We start from the raw sequence: 23,561 nt of genomic DNA, 5'->3' as shown, positions 1-23,561 counted from the left end.
GGTGCCACATCCCGGTGACACCCACCGGGCCCACGGGAGGAGCGCACGATGGCGAACCTGGAGACCTCGCTCAAGGAGGCCATGGCGATCGAGGGCGCGATCGGCGTCGCCCTGGTCGACTACGGCAGCGGCATGGCCCTCGGCACCCTCGGTGACGGCGGAGAACTGGACCTCAACGTCGCCGCCGCGGGCAACACCGACGTGGTGCGGGCCAAGATGCGGGCGATGGAGCACCTCAACCTGCTCGACAACGAGATCGAGGACATCCTGGTCAGCCTGACCAGCCAGTACCACCTGCTCCGGCCGCTGACCACGCAGGGCGGCCGCGGCCTGTTCCTGTTCCTCGCGCTCAACCGGGGCCGCGCCAACCTGGCGATGGCCCGCCACCAGCTGAAGCGGATCGAGACGGCGCTGGAGATCTGACGGCCGGAAACGCACCGGCGAGGGGAACAGGGAGGGAGCGCCGTGGCGATCGCGCTGTACCAGGCCAAGGCCGAGTTCTTCCGGATGCTCGGCCACCCCGTCCGGATCCGGGTCCTGGAGCTGCTGCAGGCCGGACCGACGCCCGTGCGCGACCTGCTGGCGGAGCTGGAGGTCGAACCCTCCAGGCTCTCGCAGCAGCTCGCGGTGCTGCGCCGGTCCGGCATCGTCAGCGCCACCCGGGAGGGCAGCACGGTGGTGTACGCGCTGGCCGGCGGGGACGTCGCCGACCTGCTGCGGGCGGCGCGGCGGATCCTCACCGGGGTCCTCGCGGACCAGCACGTACTGCTCGCCGAGCTGCGCGCCGCCGCGGACTGAGCGGGTCGCGGCTACCCGAGCAGCCCGGCCAGCCCGTCCGCCAGTACCTCGTACTCGGGCGCCCGGTTGTACAGCTGCGCGCACACCCGCAGCACCCCGCCGCCGGGCCACGGACGCGCCACCGTGCGCACCGCGTGCCGCCGCCACATCCCGGCCATCAGCTCCTGCGCCTGCGGCAGCGTCTCGGCGACCCCGGCCGGCAGCCGCAGCGCCCGCATCGACAGGCCCGCCGAGGACGGCAGCGCCGCGAGCCCGGTGCGCTCGGCCACCAGCGCGGCGCCGTACGCGGCGAGCCGCTCGTTGTGGCCGCGCACCAGCTCCGGCCCGAGCGCGTCCAGCAGGTCGAGTCCGGCCGGGGCGGCCAGGTAGGGCGTGTAGTCCAGGGTGCCGCGCCACTCGACGGAGGCCGGGTAGCCCTGGTGGTCCTCCCAGGAGAGGATCAGCGGACGGATCTTGCCGGCCCACTCCGGGCGCACCACCAGCACGCCGGTGGCCCGCGGGGCGAAGGCCCACTTGTGCAGGTTGCCGAACCAGAAGTCGGCCTCCTCCGGGACGGGCCCGGCCAGCATGCCGGGCTCGTGCGCGGCGTCCACCACGGTGGTCACGCCGCGGCCGCGCAGGGCGCGCAGCAGGTCCGGGGTGGCGAGGCGGCGGGCGGTCGGCGAGGTGATGCCGTCCAGGACGGCGAGCACGGTGCGGTCGGTGACCTCGGCCAGCACGGTCTCGCGCACCGCGTCGCCGTCGGGCAGGTCCAGCGGCAGCCGCACGGTGCGCAGCTCCGCACCGGCGTCCTCGGCCCGGCGCCGCACGGCCTCGGTGACGGTGCCGTAGCCGTGGTCGCTGACCAGGACGTGGTCCCCGGCGGAGAGCGGCACGTTGGCCAGGGTGACGGCGATCGCGTCGGTCACGTTGGGCACCAGGGCGAGCAGCTCGGGCTCGGTGCCGAGGGCGGCAGCGATCCGGGTCCGGGCGGCGGCGACCCGGGCGGGCAGCTCGGCGAAGAAGCCGTCGGGGTCGGCCTCCTGCTCCTCGTGCAGCCGCCGCTGGAGCCGCTGGACCGGGACGGGGACGGCGCCGAAGGAGCCGTGGTTGAGGTGGACCACCGCCGGGTCCAGCGAGAACAGCGTCTCGGTGCCGGCCAGCGGCTCGGGCGGTTCGACGCTCCGCGCGGTCTCGGTCATACTCTCCTCCTGTTACCTGGATCACGTGATGTGTGACATTTCACATGTCGCCCCACTGGTCTGAGGACGGGTCCCGCGGCGACCATCGGGCGGTGACCATCACCGACTCCTACCTCTCCCTCAGCGCCCGGACCGGCCGCTTCAGCTTCGGTGCCCCTCGAGCGGTGTCGCTCAACCAGGACGGTACCCGCCTGCTGCTCCTCCGCTCCACCGGCCCCGAGGACCCGTTCGACCGGCTGCACCTCCTCGACCTCGCCACCGGCGAGGAGCGCGAGGTCGCCGACCCGACCGCGCTCGCCCCCGGCCGCACCGGCGCGAGCGCCGACCTGCCGGCGGTCGAGCGCCGGCTGCGCGAGCGGAGCCGGCTCACCGCCGCCGGCATCGGCACCTTCGCCGCCACCCCCGACCTCGCCGTCGCCGTCTTCGTCCTGGACGGCCGGCTCTTCCGCACCGAGACCGCCACCGGCCGCAGCACCGAGATCCCCACCGCCGGCCCGGCCTTCGACCCCCGCCCGAACGCGACCGGCGAACTCGTCGCCTACGTCGCCGACGACGCCCTCTACGTCACCTCGGCCGACGTCCCCGGCCGCCAGCGGCTCAGCCCGGACGACGGCGCCCGCTGGGGCGTCGCCGAGTTCGCCGCCGCCGAGGAGCTGGGCCGCCACCGCGGCCACTGGTGGCGTCCGGACGGCGGCGCCGTGCTCGCCGCCCGGGTGGACGAGTCCGCCGTCCCGCCGCGCCACTTCGCCGACCCGGCCCACCCCGAGCAGGCCCCCGAGCGGTTCGCCTACCCGCAGGCCGGCGGCCCCAACGCCGACGTCCGGCTCTGGGTGCTCGGCCTGGACGGCAACCGGGTCGAACTCGCCTGGGACACCGCGGCCTTCCCCTACCTGTGCGCCGCCGAGTGGGCCGGCGACGACGAACTGCTGCTCACCGTCGCCGACCGGCTGCAGCAGAACATCCTGCTGCTGAGCGCCGACCCGGCCACCGGCGCCACCACCGAACTCTCCCGCACCACCGACGCGTTCTGGGTCGACGACCTGCCCGGCACCCCCGCCCGGCTGGACGACGGCCGATTGCTCACCGTCCACGACACGCCCGAGGCCCGCGGCCTGGCCCTGGACGGCAAGCCGCTGGACACCACCGGCCTGCAGATCCGCCGGGTGGTCGGCCGGCTGCGCGGCAAGCTGCTCTGCGAGACCGGCGAGGGCGACCCGTTCGACCAGCACGTCCACCTGGTCGACCCGGACGGCGGGGCCCCCGAGCGGCTCTCCGAGGGCCCCGGCGTGCACAGCGCCCTGGCCGCCGGCGACACCCTGCTGCTCACCTCGGCCGACCCGGACGGCGTGCGCCGCGAGGCCCTCACCCCGCAGGGCGTCACCGCCCTGACGGACCGTTCGGCCGCCCTGCCCTTCCGGGTCAAGCCGCGGCTGGCCCGGGTGACCGGGCGCGCCCTGCCCAGCGCCGTGGTCTACCCGCGCGGGCACGTCCCCGGCCGGCGCCTGCCCGTGCTGCTCGACGTCTACGGCGGCCCCGGCTACCAGGCGGTGGCCAACGAGCCGCGCCGCTGGCAGCTCAAGCAGTGGTGGGCCGACCAGGGCTTCGCGGTGGTCACCGTCGACAACGGCGGCACCCCGTTCGTCTCCCCGGCCTTCACCCGGACCATCTTCCGCCGCTTCTCCCAGGTGGCGCTGGACGACCAGGTGGACGCGCTGCTCGCGCTCGGCGAGGCGCACCCCGACCTCGACCTCGGCCGGGTCGGCGTGCGGGGCTGGTCGTACGGCGGCTACTTCGCGGCGATGGCCGTGCTGCGCCGCCCGGACGTCTTCCACGCCGCCTGTGCGGGCGCCCCGCCCACCGACTTCCGGCTGTACGACACCGCGTACACCGAGCGCTACCTGGACCTGCCGCAGCAGAACCCGGAGGGCTACGCGGCCGACTGCCTGGTGGACGACGCGCCGTCGCTGACCCGGCCGCTGCTGCTGATCCACGGCCTGGCCGACGACAACGTGCACCCCTCGCACACCCTGCTGCTCTCCCAGGCGCTCACCCGGGCCGGCCGCCCGCACAGCCTGCTGGCCCTGCCCGGCGTCACGCACATGACGCCGGGCGGTGTGAACGAGCAGCTGGCGCAGGCCGAACTCGCCTTCCTGCGAGCCTCCCTGGCCTGACCCGCCGACCCCCGGCCGACCCCTCCGGGCGCCGCACGGCCCCATCCGGGCCGTGCGGCGCCCGGCTTTTGCCGGGACCGGAGCCCGAAGTCTTCCGTGTGACCCATGACATGTGAAATATTACCTGCGCTCACCCGACCACCCCCGTCCGGAAAGGACCGGTCAGTTGCGCAGACTGTCCGCGGCGTTCGCGGCCGCACTCACCACGAGTGCGATAGCGGCCACCCTCCTCGGGTCCACCGCCGCCCAGGCCGCCTCCCCCACTCCCGCGCCCGCTCTCACCGCCGAGAGCGGCAGCGGCACCGAGGCCGGCGGCCTCGAAGCCCCGCCCGCCCCGCTCGCCCCGCAGGAGCGCGAGCGCCAGTCGCTGCGCACCAAGGCACTGGAGCAGCTCAACAAGGGTGCCGTGGCGAAGACCACCGACCGCCGGGCGCCCGCCAAGGTGCGGGTCGGCAACGACTACGTCCAGCTCGCCCAGCAGCGCAAGGACAAGGTCTTCGTCATCCTCGCCGAGTTCGGCGACCAGGTGGACAACACCACCCTCCACAACGGCCAGCCGCGCTACGGCGGCACCCCCGGCCCGCTGCACAACAGCATCGCCAAGCCGGGCCGGAGCGACAACCACACGCTCTGGAACCAGGACTTCAGCCGGCAGTACTACCAGAAGATGTTCTTCGACGACGCGCCCGGCGCGGTCTCGATGCGCAACTACTACCGCACCCAGTCCTCTGGCCGCTACGACATCGAGGGCACCGTCAGCGACTGGGTCACCCTGCCCTGGAACGAGGCCCGCTACGGCTCCAACAAGGGCCCGCAGGGCTCCGGCGCCTGGACCCAGGGCCAGGAGTTCATCCGGGACGCCGTCAAGGCCTGGTACGACAGCCAGGTCGCCAAGGGCCGCTCGGCCGCCGACGTCAAGGCCGAGCTGGCCCAGTACGACGTCTACGACCGCTACGACCACGACAAGAACGGCGAGTTCGCCCAGCCCGACGGCTACCTCGACAACGTCATCGTGGTGCACGCCGGCGTCGACGAGACCTGGGGCGGCGGCGCGCAGGGCGCCGACGCGCTGTGGGCGCACCGCAGCTGGACCCTCCCCGACCCGACCGGCCAGGTCGGCCCGGAGGGCAACAAGATCGGCGGCGCGCCCGTCGGCGACAGCGGCCTGTACGTCTACGACTACGTCCAGGCGGGCGAGAACAGCGGCGTCGGCCTGTTCTCCCACGAGTTCGGCCACAACCTCGGCCTGCCCGACCTGTACAGCACCACCGGCGGCGACAACAGCGTCAACTTCTGGTCGCTGATGTCCTCCGGCTCGTACCTGGGCAAGGGCAAGAACACCACCGGCGCCTACCCCGGTGACCTCGACGCCTGGAGCAAGCTGCAGTTCGGCTGGCTCAACTACGACGAGGCGCAGGCCGCCACCCGCTCCAGCCACGCCCTCGGCGTCAGCGGCTACAACACCGACCAGGCACAGGCCGTGCTGGTCCACCTGCCGGACAGCACCACCAGCACCGACCTCGCCGACCCGCGCGAGGGCGGCAAGCAGTGGTGGAGCCAGACCGGCGACGACCTGGACAACGCGCTGGCCCGCGACGTCGACCTGACCTCGGTCACCGGCCCGGCCGCCCTCGACGCGGCGATCTGGTACGACGTCGAGCAGGACTACGACTTCCTGACCGTCGAGGCCTCCACCGACGGCGGCAAGCGCTGGACCGCCCTGCCCGGCACCGTGGACGGCGCCCCGATCGGCAACACCAGCGCCAACGTCCCCGGCCTGAGCGGCACTTCGGGCGCCTACCGGCAGCTGCACATCCCGCTGGACGGCTACGCCGGCAAGAACGTCAGGCTCCGCTTCCACGTCACCTCGGACAACAACACCCACGGCAAGGGCGTCCTGGTCGACGCGGTGAAGATCACCGCCGGCGGCACCGAGCTGTTCGCCGACGGCGCCGAGAACGGCACCGCGGACTGGGTAAGCACCGGCTTCACCATCGTGACCGGCCGCACCTTCGTCAAGCAGCACCCGCGCGCCTACCTGGTGGAGAACCGCCGCTACACCGGCTTCGGCGAGTTCCTGAAGACCGGGCCGTACAACTTCGGCTACTCCGGCGTCGAGGGCAAGAAGGACATCGTCGACAACTACCCGTACCAGGAGGGCGTGCTCGTCTGGCTCTGGGACACCGCGTACGGCGACAACAACACCAAGGACCACCCGGGCGGCGGCCTGATCCTGCCGATCGACGCCCGCCCGACCCCGATCCGCTTCGCCGACGGCACCCTGGTCAACGGCCGGGCGCAGACCTACGACGCGACCTTCTCGCTCAAGCCGACCACCGCGTTCACCCTGCACAAGTCGGGCGTCCCGGTGCGCATCGGGTCCAAGCCGGCCGTGCCGGTCTTCAACGACCACAGCGGCGTCTACCGCGACCCGGCCACCCCGCTGCTCGCGGTGAACGTCCCGGACACCAACACCAAGATCGAGGTCGTCCGCGAGGCCCAGGGCGGGCGGATCACCACCGTCCGGGTCGGCCCCGCGTCCTGACCCCAGCACCCCCGGTGTCCTGAGCACCGGGTCTCCCGTGGAAGACAGGTACCGCGGAAGAACGGCCGCCCCGACCCTCCCCCACGGAGGGCCGGGGCGGCCGCGCGCGTCCCCCGGGTGCGGAGCTCAGCGCGCGTCCCCCGGGTGCGGAGCTCAGCGCGCGTCCGGACGCCCCCGGCGCAGGCTCAGCGCCGCGGTCGCGGTGCCGAACACGGTCAGCGCGCCGAGCCCGAAGACCATGTACCGGGCCCCGTCCAGCGTCGAGTCCCCGCCGATGCTCACCAGCGTCCCCGCCAGCGCCGAGCTCACCGAGAAGGCGATCAGCTGGGTGGTGTTGAGCCCGGCCGCCGCCTTGGCCCCCTCCGCCTCGTCGTCCGTGCTGCGCATCGCCGTGACGCTCAGGTGCGGGAAGGCGACCCCGATGCCCGTGCCGCCCGCGACCAGCACCACCGCCCACAGCAGCACCCGCCCGCCGGACGCCGAGCCCGTCTGCAGCAGGCCGTACGCCAGCAGGCCCGCCGTGAGCACCGCCGGGCCGAGCCGGATCGCCAGCTCCCGGGCCCGCTCCGAGCCCAGGTTGACGCTGAACAGCTGCGCGGACGTCCAGCCCGCCGAGACCGTCGCCCCCAGGAACCCGGCCGCCAGCGGGCTGAGCCCGCCCAGCTCCTGGCCGAACAGCGGGATGAAGGTCTCCGTCATCACGCCGGTGCAGTACACGGCGACGGTCAGGTAGATCCACTTCAGGTGGTTGCCGCGCCGGTAGGTCAGCTTCGGCAGGACGGTCGCCGCCCCGCCGCGCTCCGCCAGTACGAAGCCGGCCAGCAGCGCCAGGCCCACCACGATGCACAGCACCGTCGCCCAGCCGCGCGGCACCGCCGAACTGATGCTGAAGGTGGCCGCCGCCAGCGTCAGCAGCACCAGCGAGGCCAGTGGCAGCGGCTCGGCGGACCGTCCGGTGCCGGACGGCCCCGGCAGCGAGCGCCGGGCCAGCACCGCCAGCACCACGGCCGCTGCCAGGAGCAGCGCGTACGCCCCGCGCCACAGGCCCAGTTCGGCGAAGAGCCCGCCCAGCGAGGGGCCGACCAGGGTGCCCACGCCCCACATCGCGGACACCAGTCCGGCGGCCCTGGTCCACAGCCGCTCCGGGAACGCGGTGCGGATCACCGCGTAGCCGAGCCCGGCCATCAGCCCGCCGCCCAGGCCCTGGACGATCCGGCCGACGATCAGCGCCTCGATCGTCGGGCTGACCGCGGTCAGCCCCGCGCCGCCGGCGAACACCAGGAAGCCGGTCAGATAGGCGCGCGAGGGCCCCAGCCGGGCCAGCATCCGGCTGACCAGCATCGCGGCGATCACCGCGGCGATCAGGAAGCCGGTCGCCACCCACGCGTAGTAGCGGGCGCCGCCGATGTCCTCGACGATCGAGGGCAGCAGGGCGGCGGTGAAGTAGAGGTTCATCGCGTACAGCGCGACGCCGCCGGCGAGGATCGAGGCCTGGGCGGCGAACTGCCGGGAGAACAGTTCGCCCCAGCCGCCGGAGGATGTCGGCGGCTCCGCCTCCGGAGCGTGACGTCCCTGGTCGGAGGGGGTGGCAGTGGTCCGGGCGGACGAGGAGTCGGTCACGCCTCGGTACGCTAGTAGTTCAACAGAGCTTGAAGTCAAGGATGCCCATGGACCGCGCCACGGACGCCGCGCAGGGCGCGGAGGACAGGCCCCGCCCGATCGACCTGCTGACCGTCGGCGAGGTCGCCCGGCGGGCCGGCGTGGCCGCCTCGGCGGTGCGGTTCTACGAGGAGCAGGGGCTGATCGCCTCCGAGCGGACGTCCGGCAACCAGCGCCGCTACCACCGGCACGTGCTGCGCCGGCTCTCGCTGATCCTGGTCGCCAAGCGGCTCGGCATCCCGCTGTCGGAGGTGGCCGAGGTGTTCGCCGGCCTGCCCGCCGAGCGGATGCCGGACAAGCGCGACTGGGAGCGGATCTCGCGCCGCTGGGCGGCGCTGCTCGCGGCCCGGCGCCGGGAGATCGAGCGGCTGGAGGAGGAGCTGACCGGCTGCATCGGCTGCGGCTGCCTCTCGCTGCGCCGCTGCCGGGTGCTCAATCCGCGCGACGCGCTGGCCGCCGACGGCCCCGGCCCGCGCCGGCTGCCCTCCGAGGAGCCCGACCCGACCCGCCCGGCCGGCTCGACCGGGACAGCCGGAACCGCCGGGCCGGCCGACTGAGGCCGTGAACGCCGCACGGGCCCGCCAGGACCGACGACCCAGGTCGGCCCCGGCAGGCCCGGCGCACCCGGCCGACCCTTCAGGAGGTCGGCCGGGTGGAGACCCGGCCGGGCGCGGCCCTCATCAGGCTCCCCGCCGCGCCCGGCCGGGCGTTCGGTGCGCGAGCGGGCATGCTGCTCGCGCGGTGTGGTGCCGTACCGTCCGCGTGGGGGTGGTTCGGACGGTACGGCGGTCGGAACGCGACCGGGGGCGCGCCCAGTGGCAGGCGCCCGCGGCCGCGGGACCGTGGATCCCGGGTCAGTTCTCCGGGAAGTGGCAGGCCGCCTCGCGGCCGCCCGGACCGGCGATCTGCAGCAGCGGTCGCTCGGAGCGGCAGATCTCCTGGGCCTTCGGGCAGCGCGGGTGGAAACTGCACCCGGGCGGCGGGTCGGCCGGGCTCGGCGGGTCGCCGAGCAGCACGATCCGCTCGCGCGCCCGCTCCGCCGCCGGGTCGGGCAGCGGCACCGCGGAGAGCAGCGCCTTGGTGTAGGGGTGCGCGGGGTTGCCGTACACCTGGTGCTTGTCGCCGATCTCGACGATCCGCCCGAGGTACATCACCGCGACCCGGTCGCAGACCCGCTTGACCACCGAGAGGTCGTGCGCGATGAAGATGTACGCCAGCCCCAGCTCGTCCTGGAGCCGCTCCATCAGGTTGACCACCTGGGCCTGGATGGAGACGTCCAGCGCGGAGACCGGCTCGTCGGCGACCACCAGCCGGGGCGAGGTGGCCAGCGAGCGGGCGATGCCGATGCGCTGGGCCTGGCCGCCGGAGAACTCGTGCGGGTAGCGGTCCAGGTGCTCGGGGATGAGGCCGACCAGCTCCATCAGCTCGGCGGCCCGCTTGCGCGCGTCGGCCGCGCCGGTGCCCTGGACCAGCAGCGGCTCGGAGATGATCCGGGCCACCGTCTGGCGGGGGTTGAGCGAGGAGTACGGGTCCTGGAACACCATCTGCAGGTGCTTGCGGTGCGGGCGCAGCTGGGCCTGGCTCAGGCCGCCGATCTCGGTGCCGTCGAAGTTGACGCTGCCCGAGGTCGGGTCGATCAGCCGGACGATCATGCGGCCGGTGGTGGACTTGCCGCAGCCGGACTCGCCGACCAGGCCCAGCGTCTCGCCGGCGCCGACGTCGAAGCTGACGCCGTCCACCGCCCGGATCGGGGCGCCGGCCTTGCCGGTGCGCGAGCGGCGGCCGGGGAAGGTCTTCACCAGGTCCCGGACCGTCAGCAGGGGTTCGGTCATCCCAGGGCTCCTTCCGGCACCAGCGGCAGGTGACAGGCGGCCTGGTGGCCGGGGGCGAGCGGGCCGAAGCCGGGCCGCTCGGACAGGCAGCGGGCGTGTTCCTCGGCGGTGGCGGCGGTGGTGCGGACGCAGCGCGGGGCGAAGGAGCAGCCGGGGGCGGGGGCGATCAGCGACGGCGGGCTGCCGGGGATGGCCCGCAGCGGGGCGTCGTCGGTGTCGTCCAGACGGGGCAGCGAGTCGAGCAGCCCTCGGGTGTACGGGTGCGCGGGGGCGGCGAACAGCCGGTCCACGTGCGCCTGCTCGGCGGCGCGGCCGCCGTACATGACGAGCACCTCGTGGGCGACCCGGGCGACCACGCCGAGGTCGTGGGTGATCATCACGACGCCGAGGCCGCGCTCCTGCTGGATCCGGGCGATCAGATCGAGGATCTGGGCCTGGACGGTGACGTCGAGCGCGGTGGTCGGCTCGTCGGCGATCAGCAGGTCGGGCTCGCAGGCGAGCGCCATGGCGATCATGACGCGCTGGCGCATGCCGCCGGAGAACTGGTGCGGGTACTCGTCGACCCGGCGGGCCGGCTCGGGGATGCCCACCTCGGCGAGCATCTCGATCGCGCGCTGCCGCCCGGCCTTGCGGGAGGCCTTGAAGTGCACCCGGTAGTGCTCGGCGATCTGCTCCCCGACCGGGTAGAAGGGGTGCAGGCTGGAGAGCGGGTCCTGGAAGATCATGGCGATCCGCCGGCCCCGGATGGTACCGAGTTCGCGCTCCCCGAGCCCGTTGAGCTCCTGGCCGTTGAGCCGGATCGAGCCGGTGACGGCGGCGCCGCGGTGCAGGCCCATGACGGCGAGCGAGGTGACGGACTTTCCGCTGCCGGACTCGCCGACCAGGCCGAGGGTCTGGCCGGCCTCGACGGCGAAGCTGATGCCGTCGACGGCCCGGACGGTGCCGCGCGGGGTGTCGAAGGAGACCTTGAGGTCCTCGACCTCCAACAGTGCGGTCATCAGTACCTCACTCTCGGGTCGACGTACGCGTAGAGCACGTCGACCAGCAGGTTCGCGACGACGATGAAGAAGGCCGCGAGCAACGTGACGCCGAGGATGACGGGCTGGTCGGAGCGGAGCAGACCGTCGTAGAAGAGCCGTCCGATGCCGGGCAGACCGAAGATCGACTCGGTGATGACGGCGCCGGCGAGCAGGCCGCCGAGGTCCATGCCGAAGATGGTGAGGATCGGCGTCATACCGGAGCGCAGGCCGTGCTTGACGGTGACGGTGCGCGACGGCATGCCCTTGGCGCGGGCCGTGCGGATGTACGGCTCCGCCATCGCCTCGATCATCGAGTTGCGGCTCTGCCGGGCGTACTGTGCCGCGTACAGCAGGGCCAGCGCGATCCACGGCAGCAGCAGGTTCGAGGCCCACTCGAACGGGCCGTCGGTGAACTTGTGGTACGAGGGGTAGGGCAGCAGACCGGCGCTGCGGACGACGCCCCAGATCAGCATGACCGAGGTGAAGTAGACCGGCAGCGAGGCGGTGCCGACCGAGAGCACCATCAGGACCTTGTCGGCCGGCTTGCCCTTGCGCAGCGCCGAGGTGACGCCGGCGCCCAGGCCGAGGACCAGCCAGAGCACGGCCGCACCGAGGGCGAGCGAGACGGAGACCGGCAGGCGGTCGACGAGCAGGTCCCAGACCGGAAGCGAGTACTCGTAGGAGTAGCCGAGGCAGGGGAAGCCGCAGTGCACGGCGCTGGGGCCGCTGCCGTAGTCGCGGCCGGCCACGATGCCGACCAGGTAGGTGCCGAACTGCTCCCAGATCGGCTTGTCCAGGCCCATCGCCGCCTTGACCTCGGCGAGCCGGTCGGGGCTGCAGGTCTTGCCGCAGGCGGCCGCGGCCGGGTCGTTGGGCAGCAGGTAGAAGATGGTGAAGGTGATGGCACAGATGGCCAGCAGGATGCCGGCCACGCCGATCAGCCGGCGGCCGAGGTAGAGGATCACGACCGGCCTCCCCGGGGGTCGAGGATGTCCCGCAGCGCGTCGCCGAGCAGGGTGAACGCCAGTACCGCGATGAAGAGGAAGACCGTCGGGATCAGGAAGTACGTCGGGTCGGTCTCGTAGTGCACGATCGACTCGGCGATCATCTGGCCCCACGAGGCCGTGGGCGGCCGGACGCCGACACCCAGGTAGGAGAGCGCGGCCTCGGTGGCGATCATGCCGGGGATCAGCAGCGTGGTGTACGCGATGATCGGACCGGAGACGTTCGGCAGGATCTCCCTGGTGAGGATGCGCCAGGAACGCGCGCCGCCGACCTTGGCGGCCTCGACGTACTCGCGGTGCTTGAGCGACAGGGTCTGACCGCGGACCACGCGGGCGATGCCGGGCCAGCCGAACAGGCCGATCACCGCGGTCATCAGCACGATCCGGTTGACGTCCTTGGCCACCGACATCATCGCGATCATGAAGATCAGCGAGGGGAAGGACATGGTGAGGTCCATCAGCCGGGAGAGCAGGGCGTCGACCCGGCCGCCGAAGTAGCCGGCGGCGATGCCGGCCAGGGTGCCGGCGATCACGACCACCGCGGTGGCGACGAAGGCGATCAGCAGCGACACCTGGCCGCCGTGCAGGACCCGGGCGAACAGGTCGCGACCGGTGACCGGCTCGACACCGAGCCAGTGCCGGGCGCCGATGCCGCCGAAGTCGCCCTTGGGTACGCCGCCCAGGTAGGGATCGATGGCGCGCTTGTCGAACTCCTCGGGGGACCAGCCGCCGAGGGCGCTCAGCGGGCCGGCCAGCACGGCCAGCAGGACCAGGACGGCGACGGTGATCAGGCCGAACCGGGCGGAGCCCTTGGCCCAGAGCTGGTCCCAGACCAGCCGCCAGGGCCCGCGCCCGGAGGCCTTCGCGGGGCCCGCCGCCGCGACGGGCGCGGCGGCGGGCTCGATGGAAGTGCTACTCATTGCGGAGGTTCCCTCAGCCCTGGCTCTTCGAGGGGTCCTTGAGGCCGATCACGGCCATGTCGAGCATTCCGGCGTAGCCGGAGTTGCCGAACGCGCCGGCCACGTTGTTGCCGACCAGCAGCGCGCGGCGCTGCCACATCAGCGGCACGGCCGGAGCCTTCTTCATGAGGTCCTCGTCCAGCTTCTGCCAGGCCTTGTTGGCCTCGTTGACGTCCGTCAGGGTCGCGATGCGGTCCATCTCGTCCATCGTGGCCTGGTCGCGGAACTGGCTGTAGTTGCCCTGGTTGCCCTTCTCCTTGATGGTGCGACCGTCGAAGATGAAGGGCAGGAAGGTCGCGCCGGACGGGTAGTCCGGGCACCAGCCGTTGATGGTCAGCTCGGGGGCGTTCTTGGTGTCGCCGAGGGTGTCGGTGAAGGCGGACGGGTCGACGGTGTTGACGGTGACCTGGACGCCGGCCTTGGACAGCGACTGCTGAATGGCCTCACCGCGGGTCTTGTCACCGAGCGAGACGGTGAGCGAGACCTTGAGGTCGGTCTTGCCGGCCGCCTTCAGCAGTTCCTTGGCCTTCTCGGGGTCGCCGGTGGCCGGGATCTGCAGCGGGTCGGCCTTCTGACCGCCGGTCAGCGACGGCGGCAGGTAGGAGGTTGCGACCTCGGCCAGCGCGGGGCCGCCCCACGCGGTGACCTGGGCCTCGCGGTCGACGGCGTACATGATCGCCTCGCGCACCTTCGGGTCGTCGAAGGGGGCCTTGGAGGTGTTCATGTACAGGTTGTCGGTGCAGCCGGTGCGCTCGGCCACCATGCGGGCCTTGACGTCCGCCTTGGGCAGCACCTTCGGCACGGACTCCGGGCGCATCCACGGCATCTCGATCGAGGAGGCGTCGGCGCCCTCGCTGGCGATGATCCGGTCGTCGACCTGGCCGCCCTTGAGACCCTGGGTCACCACGATCTTGTCCGGGTAGGCCTTGCGGACCGTGTCGGTACCGGCCTCCCAGTTGGTGTTGCGGACCAGCACCAGCTGCTTGCCGCGGTCGTAGGACTCGATCTTGTACGGGCCGGAGGAGAACGGCCGGGTGTCGTACTGGGTGCCCTTCTCCTGGGCCGGCGGGACCGGCGCGAAGGTCGGCAGGGTGGCCGTGTAGGAGAACTCCGCGACCGGACGCTTGAGGTGGAAGATGATCGTCTTGTCGTCGGGCGTCTCGATGCTCGGCAGGTGCTCGCCGGTCAGCGGGCCCTTGTAGTTCTCGCCACCGGCCAGGTACTGGACGGCGTAGTCGGGACCGCCGGTGAGGTCCGGGGAGAACGAGCGCTCGACGTTGTATTTGATGTCGGAGGCCTTGATCGGGGTGCCGTCCTCGTACTTCAGACCGTCCTTCAGGGTGAAGGTCCAGGTCTTGCCACCGTCGGACGGGCGGCCGACGTCGGTGGCGAGGTCGGGGACGATCTCACTGCCGGCGGCGCCCGGCTCGGCCTTGAAGGTGACCAGGGTCCGGTAGATCAGCCGGGTACCGAAGTCCATCTGCGGCAGGGTCCAGTTGCGTGCCGGGTCGAGGTGGGCGAAGTCCTGGTTGGTCAGCACGGTCAGGGTGCCGCCCTTGACCGGCGTACCGCCGACGATCGTCCCGTTCTCGGCGCCCGGGCCCTTGGTGGAGGTGGCGGCGGCATCGCCGGAGCCGTCGTCGCCCTTGTCCTTGTTGCCGCAGGCCCCGAGGCCGAGGGTGAGTGCCGCCGCGATGGCCGCCGCGAGGGCGGTCTGGGTACGCCTGTTCATATCTTGACTCCGCAGTGGGGGGCCCGCCGTGAAGGCCCGTCGTCCGCCCCGGGGGTGGATCCGGGACCAGCCTCGGAGGGCGACCTCTGCGGGTCTAGCCGCTCCGCGGTGTGACCCGTAACATAGTAATGTGAAATTGCACTGCACAAGAGGTGACGCCACCCGTTACCGAGCTGTGTCCGTGCCACCCCCACCTCCCCGAAATCCGCACCACCCGCTTAGGAGCACCCGGTGACCCTCCGTCAGACCGGCCTCAACACCGGAAGCCACGACCTCCCCGTCTCCCCCGCTCTCAACGCCTTCATGGGTACCTCCTGGGCACCCACCCCGCTCCCGGCCGACGACCGCGTCCCCGGCTTCGCGGTGACCCCCGGCCGCCGCAGCCGGCTCTCCGCCGCCTTCCCCGGCGAGCGCCTGATCGTCCCGGCCGGCACCCTCAAGGTCCGCAGCAACGACTGCGACTACCGCTTCCGCCCGCACAGCGCCTACGCCTGGCTCACCGGCCTCACCGGCGAGGACCAGGTCGGCCACGTCCTCGTCCTGGAGCCGACCGGCCCCGACGGCCACGAGCCCGTCCTCTACCTGCGCCCCCGCTCCCCGCGCGGCGGCGACCCGGTGCGCGGCGCCGAGTTCTTCCGCGACCGCCGCTACGGCGAGTTCTGGGTCGGCCGCCGCCCCGACCTCGCCGAGGCCTCCCGGCTCACCGGCGTGCGCGTCGAGCACCTCGACGAGCTGGACAAGCTGCTCACCGGCCCGCAGCCCGCCACCCGCGTCCTCACCGGTGTCGACCCCGCGCTCGACGCCGCCACCGGCCGCCCCGGCGCCGCCGAACTCGGCCAGGGCGACGGCCTGTTCTCCGCCGTGCTGTCCGAGCTGCGGCTGGTCAAGGACACCTGGGAGGTCGAGCAGCTCCAGCTCTCCGTCGACCACACCGTCCTCGGCTTCGAGGACGTCGTGCGCGCCCTGCCCACCGCGCTGCGCCACCACCGCGGCGAGCGCTGGATCGAGGGCGTGTTCAACCTGCGCGCCCGCGCCGAGGGCAACGGCATCGGCTACGAGACCATCGCCGCCTCCGGCGCCCACGCCTGCGTCCTGCACTGGATCCGCAACGACGGCGCCCTCGACCCCAACGCCCTGCTGCTGCTCGACGCCGGCGTGGAGACCGACACCCTCTACACCGCCGACATCACCCGCACCCTCCCGCTCAGCGGCACCTTCACCCCCGTCCAGCGGCAGGCCTACGAACTCGTCCTCGCCGCCCAGCAGGCCGGCATCGACGCGCTGCGCCCCGGCGCCCGCTTCCGCGACTTCCACTCCGCGGCCGCCCGCGTCATCGCCGAGGGCCTCGCCGACTGGGGCGTCCTGCCGGTCAGCGCCGAGGAGGCGCTCGCCGACGACAGCGGCCTCTACCGCCGCTACACCCTCTGCGGCACCGGCCACATGCTCGGCCTCGACGTCCACGACTGCGCCAAGGCCCGCGCCGAGACGTACCTGGACGGCGTGCTGGAGGAGGGCCACGTGCTCACCGTCGAGCCCGGCCTCTACCTCCAGCCCGACGACGAGACGCTGCCCGCCGAACTGCGCGGCCTCGGCATCCGGATCGAGGACGACCTCGTCATCACCGCCGACGGCGCGCGCCTGATGTCCGGCGCCCTGCCCCGCACGGTGCCGGCCATCGAGGCCTGGATGGCCGGCCTGCTCGGCTGATCCCCCGCGTTCCCGTGGCCGCCGGGTCTCACAGCCCGGCGGCCCGGGCGTCCTTCCACAACTCCCCGACCAGCTCCGCCGCCGGGCCGCTGCGCGCCGCCCGGTGACCCGTCCCCGCCCACAGGTGCATCGCCTGCGTGTCACCGCGCCGGGCCGCCGCCGCGCGCAGCGGCTGGGTCAGGTAGTGGACGTCCGGGTAGGCGGCGGGCGCGTACGCGTCGAACCGGTCGACGAAGTCGTTGCGCAGCGCCCGGGCCGGGCGGCCGGTGAACGCCCGGGTCACCGCCGTCGTGTCGAACTCCGTCAGCGCCGCGCGGTGTGCCGCCGTCGTCCCGGCCTCGTCCGCGCGCAGCAGCGCCGTCCCCAGCTGCACCGCCACCGCCCCGGACCGCAGCGCGGCCGCGATCGCCGCACCGTCCGACAGCCCGCCGGCCGCGACCAGCGGCAGCCCGGTCACCGCCCGGACGGCGGCCAGCAGGTCGAGCAGCGGCAGGTCCCCGGGGCGGTCCGCCGTCCGGTGGGTGCCGCGGTGCCCGCCGGCCTCCGGCCCCTGCACGACCAGCGCGTCCATCCCGGCCGTCTCGGCGCGCCGTGCCTCCTCCGGCGTGGTCACCGTGCCGACCTGGAAGGTGCCCGCCGCCCGCAGCGCCCGCGCCTCCTCGGCGGAGGGCAGCCCGAAGGTGTACGACACCACCGGGACCAGGCCGGGCTCGGCGAGCAGCGCGGCGATCTTGGCGTCCCAGTCGTCCCGGTCCGGCGCGATCGCCTCCGGCAGGGTCACGCCGTGCCTGTCGGCCTCCGGCCGCAGCCGCTCCCGGTAGGCGGCGACGGCCGCCGGGTCGCCGGGCCCGGCCGGCACGAACAGGTTCAGGCCGAACGGGCGGTCCGTCAGTTCCCGGACGCGGTGGACCTGTTCGAGCGTGGCCGCGGCGCTCCGGTACCCGGCGGCGAGGTAGCCGAGCCCGCCCGCCCCGCTCACGGCGGCCGCCAGCTCCGGCGTCGACGGGCCGCCGGCCATCGGGGCGGCGATCACGGGCAGGGGGAGTTCGTCGAGTCGCACGGCCATCCGGGGATCCTCCACTCACACGGCGCACCGGGGTTCTCGGGCTGCCCGCCCACCCTACGCCCGGGGTCGACCCGCGCCGGTTCAACCCCCGCGCCGGATCAGCCCCCGCGCCCGCGCCTCCCGCACCGCCGCCGTCCGCGACTCCACGCCCAGCTTCGTGTAGATGTGCACCAGGTGCGACTTCACCGTGGCCAGGCTCAGCTGCAGCCGGCGGCTGATCGCCTGGTTGGTCAGCCCGTCCGCGACCAGCCCCAGCACCTCGGTCTCGCGCACGCTCAGCGCCGCCGCGGGCGTGCGCATCCGCTCCAGCAGCCGGTCCGCCACCGTCGGCGCCAGCGCCGTCCGCCCCGCCGCCGCGGACCGCACGGCCCGCGCCAGCTCCTCCGGCGGCGCGTCCTTCAGCAGGTACCCGGTGGCCCCGGCCTCCAGCGCCGGCAGGGTGTCCGCGTCGGTGTCGTACGTGGTCACCACCAGCACCCGCGGCGCGCCCGCGCCCCGCGCGGTGATCGCGGCGGTGGCCTGCGCGCCGTTCATCGCCGAGCCGGGCCCGAACTGCAGGTCCATCAGCACCACGTCGACCTCGGCCTCCGCCGCCAGCTCCACGGCACGCTCGGCGGTCGCGGCCTCCGCGACGATCACGAAGTCCGGCTCGCTCTCCAGGACGGCCCGCAGCCCGGCCCTGACCACCGGGTGGTCGTCGGCGAGCAGCAGGCGGATCACACCCTCGGTCACGGGGACTCCTCAGTCGAAGCGCCGGAAGCACCGGGCACCGGCAGCAGCACGGCGAGCGCCGTGCCCTCCCCCGGCGCGGACTCCACCGCGAAGGTACCGCCGAGCGCCCGCGCCCGGGCCCGCATCGACGGCAGCCCGAAGCCGCCCTCGCCCTCCGCTGCCGCCGCCGGTCCTCGGACGGCCGCCGGGTCGAACCCCGCCCCGTCGTCCACCACGTCCAGCGACACCTCCCCCGCCATGAAGCTCAGCGTCACCTCCGCGTGCGTCGCCCCGGCGTGCCGCACGGTGTTCCCGAGCGCCGACTGGGCGATCCGCAGCAGCGCCACCTCGTGCGGCACCGGCAGCCGGACCCGCTCGCCGCAGACGTGCAGCCGCACCGGCAGCCCGCTGCGCGCCGAGGTCGTCGCGCACAGCCGCTCCAGGGCGACCGGCAGCGTGTCGCTCTCCAGCGCCGGCGGGGTGAGCGCGCGCACGAAGCGGCGGGCCTCGTCGAGGTTGTCCTGCGCGGCCTGCCGGGCCTGCTCGACGTACTCGGCGGCGGCGTCGGTGCGCTCCGGCAGGGCGCGCTGCGCGGCCCGCAGCAGCAGTTGGATGCTGGTGAGGCTCTGCGCGAGGGTGTCGTGGATCTCCCGGGCGAGCCGTTCGCGCTCGGCGAGGACACCGGCCGCGTGGTGGGCCGCGGCGAGGTCGGCCCGGGCCGCGGTGAGCTCGTCGATGAGGCGGCGGCGCTCCTCGCTCTCCCGGTAGAGCGCCTGGTAGCCGTACACGGTCGCGGTGGCCACGGCGGCGCCCAGCAGCGGCCCGATGGCCGCGGCCAGGCTCACGTCGTGCTGGTGCGCGGAGTACGCGGCGATCGAGGCCACCGCGGTGAGCCCGACCGCGGCCAGGCCGGCGCGCCGGCCGAGCAGGTGCAGCTCCAGGAAGTACAGCGGGAAGGCCAGCCACACGCCGTCCTGGGAGACGACCAGCACGCCCGCCCAGGTGATGCCGAGCAGCGCCAGCCAGAGCCCGGCGGCCCGGCGGGAGCGGCCGACGGCCGCGATCAGGGGTCCGGCGGTGTAGACCGCGGCCATCGCGGTGGCGGCGGCCGTGACGGCCGCCGGGTCGCCGCCCCGCCCGGCCAGGGCCCGGGCGACGGCGAGTGCCAGCAGGCCCGCCACCAGCAGGTGCAGGCAGACCTGGAGTACGCGGGCGACGGGAGTGGTACGGGGTCGATCGGTCGCCATCCGTCCAGCGTAAGGCGCATGCCGCCGACCGGCATCAATCAAAAGGTTGAACTCGGATTCTGCCCTTCGATGCCGAGGATCCAATCCCCGGTGCGATGCCCGAGGGCCCCTCTTTCGACGAACCTCGTCAGTGTCGCAGTGGATCGAGCGGAAGGGCTTGTGGTGTTCGTCGCCTGGAGGGATCTGAGGTTCGCCAAGGGGCGGTTCGCCCTGATGGGAACCGTCATCGTACTGATCACGGTGCTGGTCGGGCTGCTGTCCGGCCTGACCGCCGGGCTGGGCCGGCAGAACATCTCGGCGATCACCGGCCTGCCCGCCGACCACCTGGCCTTCGGCCGGCCCGCCGACGGGCAGAAGCTGTCGTTCACCGACTCCCAGGTCACCCCCGAGCAGTGGCAGGGCTGGGCCCGGACCCCGGGCGTCACCGACGCCCAGCCGCTCGGCATCGCCACCACCAAGGCGGCGGCCGGTCCGCGCACCGCCGCGGTCTCCGTCTTCGGCACGCCCGACGGCTCCACGCTCGCCCCGCAGGGCTCCGCCCTCTCCCCGGGCCGGGCGGTGCTGTCGCAGACCGCCGCCGAGGACCTCGGCGGGCTGCACCCCGGCGACGCGTTCACCGTCGCCGGCCACCCGCTGACGGTCGCGGCCGTCTCCGGTGACGCCTCCTACAGCCACACCCCGGTCGTCTGGACCACCCTCGCCGACTGGCAGCAGTCCGCCCCGGGCGGCGCCGGCCACGCCACCGTGGTCGCGCTCACCACCGACGAGAACGCCGACCTGGACGCCGCCGACGCCGCGCTCGGCACCGAGACCGGCACCCGGGACGACGCGCTCGCCGCGATCGGCTCCTACACCTCCGAGAACGGCTCGCTGCAGCTGATGCGGGGCTTCCTGTTCGCCATCTCCGCCCTGGTGATCGGCGCGTTCTTCACGGTCTGGACGATCCAGCGCAGCGGCGACATCGCCGTCCTCAAGGCGCTCGGCGCCTCCACCCGCTACCTGCTGCGCGACGCGCTCGGACAGGCCGTCGTCCTGCTGCTGCTCGGCACCGCGCTCGGCACCGCCGTCGCCGCCGGCCTCGGCGCGCTGATCGGCTCCGCCGTCCCGTTCGTCCTGGACGCCCCGACCGTCCTGGTGCCCGCCGTCGTCATGATCGCGCTCGGCGCGGTCGGCGCGGCCCTGTCCGTCCGCCGCATCACCGCCGTCGACCCGCTGACCGCCCTGGGGAGCGCCCGATGACCCTTCTTCTCGACCACGTCACCCTCACCTACCCGGACGGCGACGGCCGGCTGACCGCCCTCGACGACGTCTCGCTGACCGTCCCGAAGGGCACGCTCACCGCCGTGGTGGGCCCGTCCGGCTCGGGCAAGTCCAGCCTGCTGGCGGTCGCCGCGACGCTCATCGCCCCCGACTCCGGCCGGGTGGTGGTGGACGGCACGGACACCACCGGCCTGAGCCGCACCGCGCTGACGGCGCTGCGCCGCGACCGGATCGGCATCGTCTTCCAGCAGCCCAACCTGCTGCCCTCGCTCACCGCCGTCGAGCAGCTGCAGGTGATGGCCCACCTGGACGGCCGCGCACCGCGCACCGCCCTCCCCCGGGCCCTGGAGCTGCTGGACGCCGTCGGCCTGCGCGACCAGGCGGGCCGCCGCCCGCACCAGCTCTCCGGTGGTCAGCGCCAGCGCGTCAACATCGCCCGCGCGCTGATGAACGACCCCACCGTCCTCCTGGTCGACGAGCCCACCAGCGCCCTCGACCACGAACGCGGCGCCGCCGTCCTGGACCTGCTCACCACCCTCACCCACCAGCGCGCCACCGCCACCGTCCTGGTCACCCACGACCGCACCCACCTGACCGCCGTCGACCAGGTCGCCGAAGTCCACGACGGCCGTCTGACGGTCCCCGCCGCGGTGTGACCACTTCGTGGCGGCCAGCACGTCGTCCACCGACAGGGGCACCGACGCCCCGATGGACTCGGGCAGCACGAACGTCCGCCCGGGGTGGTGGACGGCGTGCACCCGGTGCTCGCCGTCCTGCGGGTCGGTGGACTCGGGCCCGGTTCCCCCCGGTCGCGGCACTCTCACCCGAACGGGCGGTCCACCGCCTAGCGGGAGCGCAGCCGCAGGCCGGTGCGCGACTCCTCGGGCTGCTGCTCGTCCTCGGCCCACAGGGAGCGGACGTGGCCGAGGTGGCGGGTCATGCAGGACTCGGCGGCGGGGGCGTCGCCGGCGATCATCAGGTCGAGCAGCTCCAGGTGCTCCTCCGCCGAGGAGACCAGCTCGCCGCGCTCGGCGAGGCGGTTGAGGCCGTAGAGGCGGGAGCGCTTGCGCAGGTCGCCGACGACCTCGACCAGGCGGGTGTTGCCGGCCAGGCCGAGCAGGTCGAGGTGGAACTGGCGGTCGGCCTCCAGGTAGCCGATGAGGTCCTGCTTGCCCGCGGCGGCGACGATCGCCTCGGCCTGCGGGCGCAGCGCCTCCAGCTGGTCGGCGTTGGCGGTGCGGGCGACCCGGCCGACGGTCGGGACCTCGATGAGGGCACGGATCTCGGTGAAGTCGTCGAGGTCCCGCTCGGTGAGCTCGGTGACCCGGAAGCCCTTGTTGCGGACGGCCTCGACCAGGCCCTCGCGGGCGAGGTCCAGCATGGCCTCGCGGACCGGGGTGGCGGAGACGCCGAAGTCGGCCGCGAGGGCCGGCGCGGAGTAGACGACGCCGGGGCGCAGCTCGCCGGAGATCAGGGCGGCCCGCAGGGCGTGGGCGACCTGGTCGCGCAGCCGCTCCTGGACGGAGATCAGGGTGCGGGGTTTGAGGTCGGCCATGGTGTTCCTCCGGTGAGTGCAGAACACCAGCGTACAATGTCACGTTACGTTGAGTGTGCAACATTCCGTGATTCGGATGATACGTCAGCGATCTCGACACGTGACCGGACCCATGGTGACAGGGCCGCCGCCCGGTGACAACGGTCGGCGGCCCACTGCTTCGGCTCCCCCGCCTCACTCCCCCTTGAACAGCCGCACCAGACTGCTCGCGCTGGACGCCCCGTACCCGGCCTCGACGCCCCGCCGGAAGGTGTCGGCGAGCATCCGCGGCAGCGCGCCGTCCACCCCGGAGGCCTCCACGGTGTGCAGTACGTGCTCGACGCTGGCCAGCCCCATCGCGAGCCGGTCGACGTCGCCCTCGTGGTTCCCGGCGGCGATCCGCGGCGCGTAGAAGGCGAGGAAGCCCGGCAGCGAGGCGGCCGTCGCGGCGGCGTGGGGCAGGAACTCGTCCGCCGGGATGCCGTTGGCCTCGGCGACGGCGGTGGCGTGCAGGTACCCGGCCAGCGAGGTCCAGAAGAGGTCCATCTGGATCTGGTAGTACACCTGGGCGAGCCCCGGGTCGTCACCCCGGTAGTCGGCGCCGGTCAGCACCTCCAGCGCGGCGCGGTGCCGACGGAACAGTTCGACCGGGCCGCTGTAGAAGGTGGACGACTCCGGCCTCCCGATCCCGGACGGCGGCACCTGGACCCCGCCGGTGAGGTGGCCGGCACCCCGTTCGGCGAGCCACCGGGCGGCCTCCCGGGCCCGCTCGGGGGTGTCGGAGCCGAGGTTCACGACGACCCTGCCGGCCAGCTCCGTCTCGGCGGCGGCCAGCACGGCGAAGGCCGCGTCGTAGTCGGTGAGGCTGAGCACCACCAGCTCGTTGGCCGCGATCGCGTCGGCCGCGCTCGGCGCGAGCACGGCACCGCGGGCGACCAGGCCGCCGGCCCGTCCGGCCGTCCGGTTCCAGAGCGTGACGCGGTATCCGGCGTCGAGGTAGGCGCCGGCCATGGCCAGGCCCATCGGGCCGAGGCCGATCAGGGTGACGGACGGCTTGCTGCTGGGCTGCTGCGGCGTGACGGACATGGGGATCCCCTCCGAAGGCGACTAGAACGAACGCTCTATCCAGGAGGTGA

20 protein-coding genes are annotated in these 23,561 nt (G+C 73.6%); 8 read left to right on the top strand and 12 right to left on the bottom strand.

Going from position 1 to position 23,561, the window contains the following annotated elements:
* The first annotated feature begins 48 nt into the window (after nt 1-48).
* Both ABT093_RS33605 and ABT093_RS33600 read left to right on the top strand, forming a co-directional pair.
* On the top strand, nt 49-423 hold the full coding sequence (locus ABT093_RS33605) for a hypothetical protein (protein WP_344322143.1): 375 nt from the start codon (nt 49-51) through the stop codon (nt 421-423).
* Nucleotides 424-465: 42 nt separating this feature from the next.
* Entirely contained in the window at nt 466-798 is a 333-nt protein-coding gene (locus ABT093_RS33600; protein ID WP_350570812.1) for an ArsR/SmtB family transcription factor, read from the top strand.
* An 11-nt stretch (nt 799-809) separates the two neighbouring features.
* Here ABT093_RS33600 and ABT093_RS33595 read toward each other — a convergent pair whose 3' ends face one another.
* Nucleotides 810-1,979, bottom strand: coding sequence for an aminotransferase class V-fold PLP-dependent enzyme (locus ABT093_RS33595; protein ID WP_350570810.1), 1,170 nt, complete (start codon nt 1,977-1,979; stop codon nt 810-812).
* Between the two features lie 92 nt (nt 1,980-2,071).
* On the opposite strand from ABT093_RS33595, the gene ABT093_RS33590 reads away from it, so the two are divergent.
* Both ABT093_RS33590 and ABT093_RS33585 read left to right on the top strand, forming a co-directional pair.
* Nucleotides 2,072-4,150 carry a S9 family peptidase gene (locus ABT093_RS33590; RefSeq protein ID WP_350570809.1) on the top strand — a complete coding sequence of 693 codons (2,079 nt, stop codon included), beginning with the start codon at nt 2,072-2,074 and terminating at the stop codon, nt 4,148-4,150.
* 166 nt (nt 4,151-4,316) lie between these two features.
* A complete protein-coding gene (locus ABT093_RS33585; RefSeq protein WP_350570807.1) occupies nt 4,317-6,695 on the top strand; it encodes an immune inhibitor A domain-containing protein in 2,379 nt (792 codons plus the stop codon).
* Nucleotides 6,696-6,848: 153 nt separating this feature from the next.
* On the opposite strand, the gene ABT093_RS33580 is transcribed toward ABT093_RS33585, so the two are convergent.
* On the bottom strand, nt 6,849-8,315 hold the full coding sequence (locus ABT093_RS33580; RefSeq protein WP_350570805.1) for an MFS transporter: 1,467 nt from the start codon (nt 8,313-8,315) through the stop codon (nt 6,849-6,851).
* 47 nt (nt 8,316-8,362) lie between these two features.
* On the opposite strand from ABT093_RS33580, the gene soxR reads away from it, so the two are divergent.
* Complete coding sequence (soxR, locus tag ABT093_RS33575) at nt 8,363-8,911, top strand: redox-sensitive transcriptional activator SoxR (RefSeq protein WP_350570804.1); 549 nt, start codon at nt 8,363-8,365, stop codon at nt 8,909-8,911.
* A 297-nt stretch (nt 8,912-9,208) separates the two neighbouring features.
* Here the strand turns inward: soxR and ABT093_RS33570 are convergent, their stop codons facing one another.
* The 5 genes from ABT093_RS33570 to ABT093_RS33550 are packed head-to-tail and all read right to left on the bottom strand — an operon-like array spanning nt 9,209 to nt 14,900.
* On the bottom strand, nt 9,209-10,186 hold the full coding sequence (locus ABT093_RS33570) for an ABC transporter ATP-binding protein (RefSeq protein WP_350570802.1): 978 nt from the start codon (nt 10,184-10,186) through the stop codon (nt 9,209-9,211).
* On the bottom strand, nt 10,183-11,184 hold the full coding sequence (locus ABT093_RS33565; RefSeq protein WP_350570801.1) for an ABC transporter ATP-binding protein: 1,002 nt from the start codon (nt 11,182-11,184) through the stop codon (nt 10,183-10,185). Before ABT093_RS33565 ends, ABT093_RS33570 begins: the two co-directional genes overlap by 4 nt.
* The gene (locus ABT093_RS33560; RefSeq protein ID WP_350570799.1) at nt 11,184-12,170 is read right to left on the bottom strand and encodes an ABC transporter permease; all 987 of its coding nucleotides are present in this window, start codon (nt 12,168-12,170) and stop codon (nt 11,184-11,186) included. The genes ABT093_RS33565 and ABT093_RS33560 overlap by 1 nt, the downstream gene beginning before the upstream one ends.
* Nucleotides 12,167-13,129: an ABC transporter permease gene (locus tag ABT093_RS33555; RefSeq protein WP_350570798.1), complete on the bottom strand. Its 963-nt coding sequence runs from the start codon at nt 13,127-13,129 to the stop codon at nt 12,167-12,169. The genes ABT093_RS33560 and ABT093_RS33555 overlap by 4 nt, the downstream gene beginning before the upstream one ends.
* 13 nt (nt 13,130-13,142) lie before the next feature.
* Nucleotides 13,143-14,900 (bottom strand): ABC transporter substrate-binding protein, encoded by a 1,758-nt coding sequence (locus tag ABT093_RS33550; protein WP_350570796.1) that lies wholly within the window; start codon nt 14,898-14,900, stop codon nt 13,143-13,145.
* A gap of 303 nt (nt 14,901-15,203) precedes the next feature.
* Between ABT093_RS33550 and ABT093_RS33545 the strand changes: the two genes are divergently transcribed.
* On the top strand, nt 15,204-16,607 hold the full coding sequence (locus ABT093_RS33545) for an aminopeptidase P family protein (protein ID WP_502884378.1): 1,404 nt from the start codon (nt 15,204-15,206) through the stop codon (nt 16,605-16,607).
* Nucleotides 16,608-16,635: 28 nt separating this feature from the next.
* Here the strand turns inward: ABT093_RS33545 and ABT093_RS33540 are convergent, their stop codons facing one another.
* From ABT093_RS33540 to ABT093_RS33530, 3 genes are all read right to left on the bottom strand, one after another.
* Nucleotides 16,636-17,673, bottom strand: coding sequence for a nitronate monooxygenase (locus tag ABT093_RS33540; protein ID WP_350570793.1), 1,038 nt, complete (start codon nt 17,671-17,673; stop codon nt 16,636-16,638).
* An 81-nt stretch (nt 17,674-17,754) separates the two neighbouring features.
* Complete coding sequence (locus ABT093_RS33535) at nt 17,755-18,405, bottom strand: response regulator (protein WP_350570792.1); 651 nt, start codon at nt 18,403-18,405, stop codon at nt 17,755-17,757.
* Complete coding sequence (locus tag ABT093_RS33530; protein WP_350570790.1) at nt 18,402-19,631, bottom strand: sensor histidine kinase; 1,230 nt, start codon at nt 19,629-19,631, stop codon at nt 18,402-18,404. Before ABT093_RS33530 ends, ABT093_RS33535 begins: the two co-directional genes overlap by 4 nt.
* Nucleotides 19,632-19,793: 162 nt before the next feature.
* On the opposite strand from ABT093_RS33530, the gene ABT093_RS33525 reads away from it, so the two are divergent.
* On the top strand, nt 19,794-20,870 hold the full coding sequence (locus ABT093_RS33525; RefSeq protein WP_350570827.1) for an ABC transporter permease: 1,077 nt from the start codon (nt 19,794-19,796) through the stop codon (nt 20,868-20,870).
* A complete protein-coding gene (locus tag ABT093_RS33520) occupies nt 20,867-21,547 on the top strand; it encodes an ABC transporter ATP-binding protein (RefSeq protein ID WP_350570789.1) in 681 nt (226 codons plus the stop codon). Before ABT093_RS33525 ends, ABT093_RS33520 begins: the two co-directional genes overlap by 4 nt.
* A gap of 188 nt (nt 21,548-21,735) precedes the next feature.
* Here the strand turns inward: ABT093_RS33520 and ABT093_RS33515 are convergent, their stop codons facing one another.
* Nucleotides 21,736-22,446, bottom strand: coding sequence for a GntR family transcriptional regulator (locus ABT093_RS33515; protein WP_350570787.1), 711 nt, complete (start codon nt 22,444-22,446; stop codon nt 21,736-21,738).
* A 174-nt stretch (nt 22,447-22,620) separates the two neighbouring features.
* Nucleotides 22,621-23,511 (bottom strand): NAD(P)-dependent oxidoreductase, encoded by an 891-nt coding sequence (locus ABT093_RS33510; RefSeq protein ID WP_350570786.1) that lies wholly within the window; start codon nt 23,509-23,511, stop codon nt 22,621-22,623.
* Nucleotides 23,512-23,561 lie beyond the last annotated feature (50 nt).

It is taken from the genome of Kitasatospora sp. NPDC002551 (assembly GCF_040296005.1).
Taxonomy (GTDB): Bacteria; Actinomycetota; Actinomycetes; order Streptomycetales; family Streptomycetaceae; genus Kitasatospora.
This window is presented reverse-complemented; position numbering and strand designations above follow the sequence as displayed.

Excerpts from the sequence above, each read along its gene's own strand:
- ABT093_RS33605 (WP_344322143.1), top strand. The coding sequence starts at position 49 with ATGGCGAACCTGGAGACCTCGCTCAAGGAGGCCATGGCGATCGAGGGC.
- ABT093_RS33545 (WP_502884378.1), top strand. The coding sequence starts at position 15,204 with ATGGGTACCTCCTGGGCACCCACCCCGCTCCCGGCCGACGACCGCGTC.
- ABT093_RS33515 (WP_350570787.1), bottom strand. The coding sequence starts at position 22,446 with ATGGCCGACCTCAAACCCCGCACCCTGATCTCCGTCCAGGAGCGGCTG.
- ABT093_RS33555 (WP_350570798.1), bottom strand. The coding sequence starts at position 13,129 with ATGAGTAGCACTTCCATCGAGCCCGCCGCCGCGCCCGTCGCGGCGGCG.
- ABT093_RS33540 (WP_350570793.1), bottom strand. The coding sequence starts at position 17,673 with ATGGCCGTGCGACTCGACGAACTCCCCCTGCCCGTGATCGCCGCCCCG.
- ABT093_RS33595 (WP_350570810.1), bottom strand. The coding sequence starts at position 1,979 with ATGACCGAGACCGCGCGGAGCGTCGAACCGCCCGAGCCGCTGGCCGGC.
- ABT093_RS33510 (WP_350570786.1), bottom strand. The coding sequence starts at position 23,511 with ATGTCCGTCACGCCGCAGCAGCCCAGCAGCAAGCCGTCCGTCACCCTG.
- ABT093_RS33565 (WP_350570801.1), bottom strand. The coding sequence starts at position 11,184 with ATGACCGCACTGTTGGAGGTCGAGGACCTCAAGGTCTCCTTCGACACC.
- ABT093_RS33570 (WP_350570802.1), bottom strand. The coding sequence starts at position 10,186 with ATGACCGAACCCCTGCTGACGGTCCGGGACCTGGTGAAGACCTTCCCC.
- ABT093_RS33550 (WP_350570796.1), bottom strand. The coding sequence starts at position 14,900 with ATGAACAGGCGTACCCAGACCGCCCTCGCGGCGGCCATCGCGGCGGCA.
- soxR (WP_350570804.1), top strand. The coding sequence starts at position 8,363 with ATGGACCGCGCCACGGACGCCGCGCAGGGCGCGGAGGACAGGCCCCGC.
- ABT093_RS33520 (WP_350570789.1), top strand. The coding sequence starts at position 20,867 with ATGACCCTTCTTCTCGACCACGTCACCCTCACCTACCCGGACGGCGAC.
- ABT093_RS33530 (WP_350570790.1), bottom strand. The coding sequence starts at position 19,631 with ATGGCGACCGATCGACCCCGTACCACTCCCGTCGCCCGCGTACTCCAG.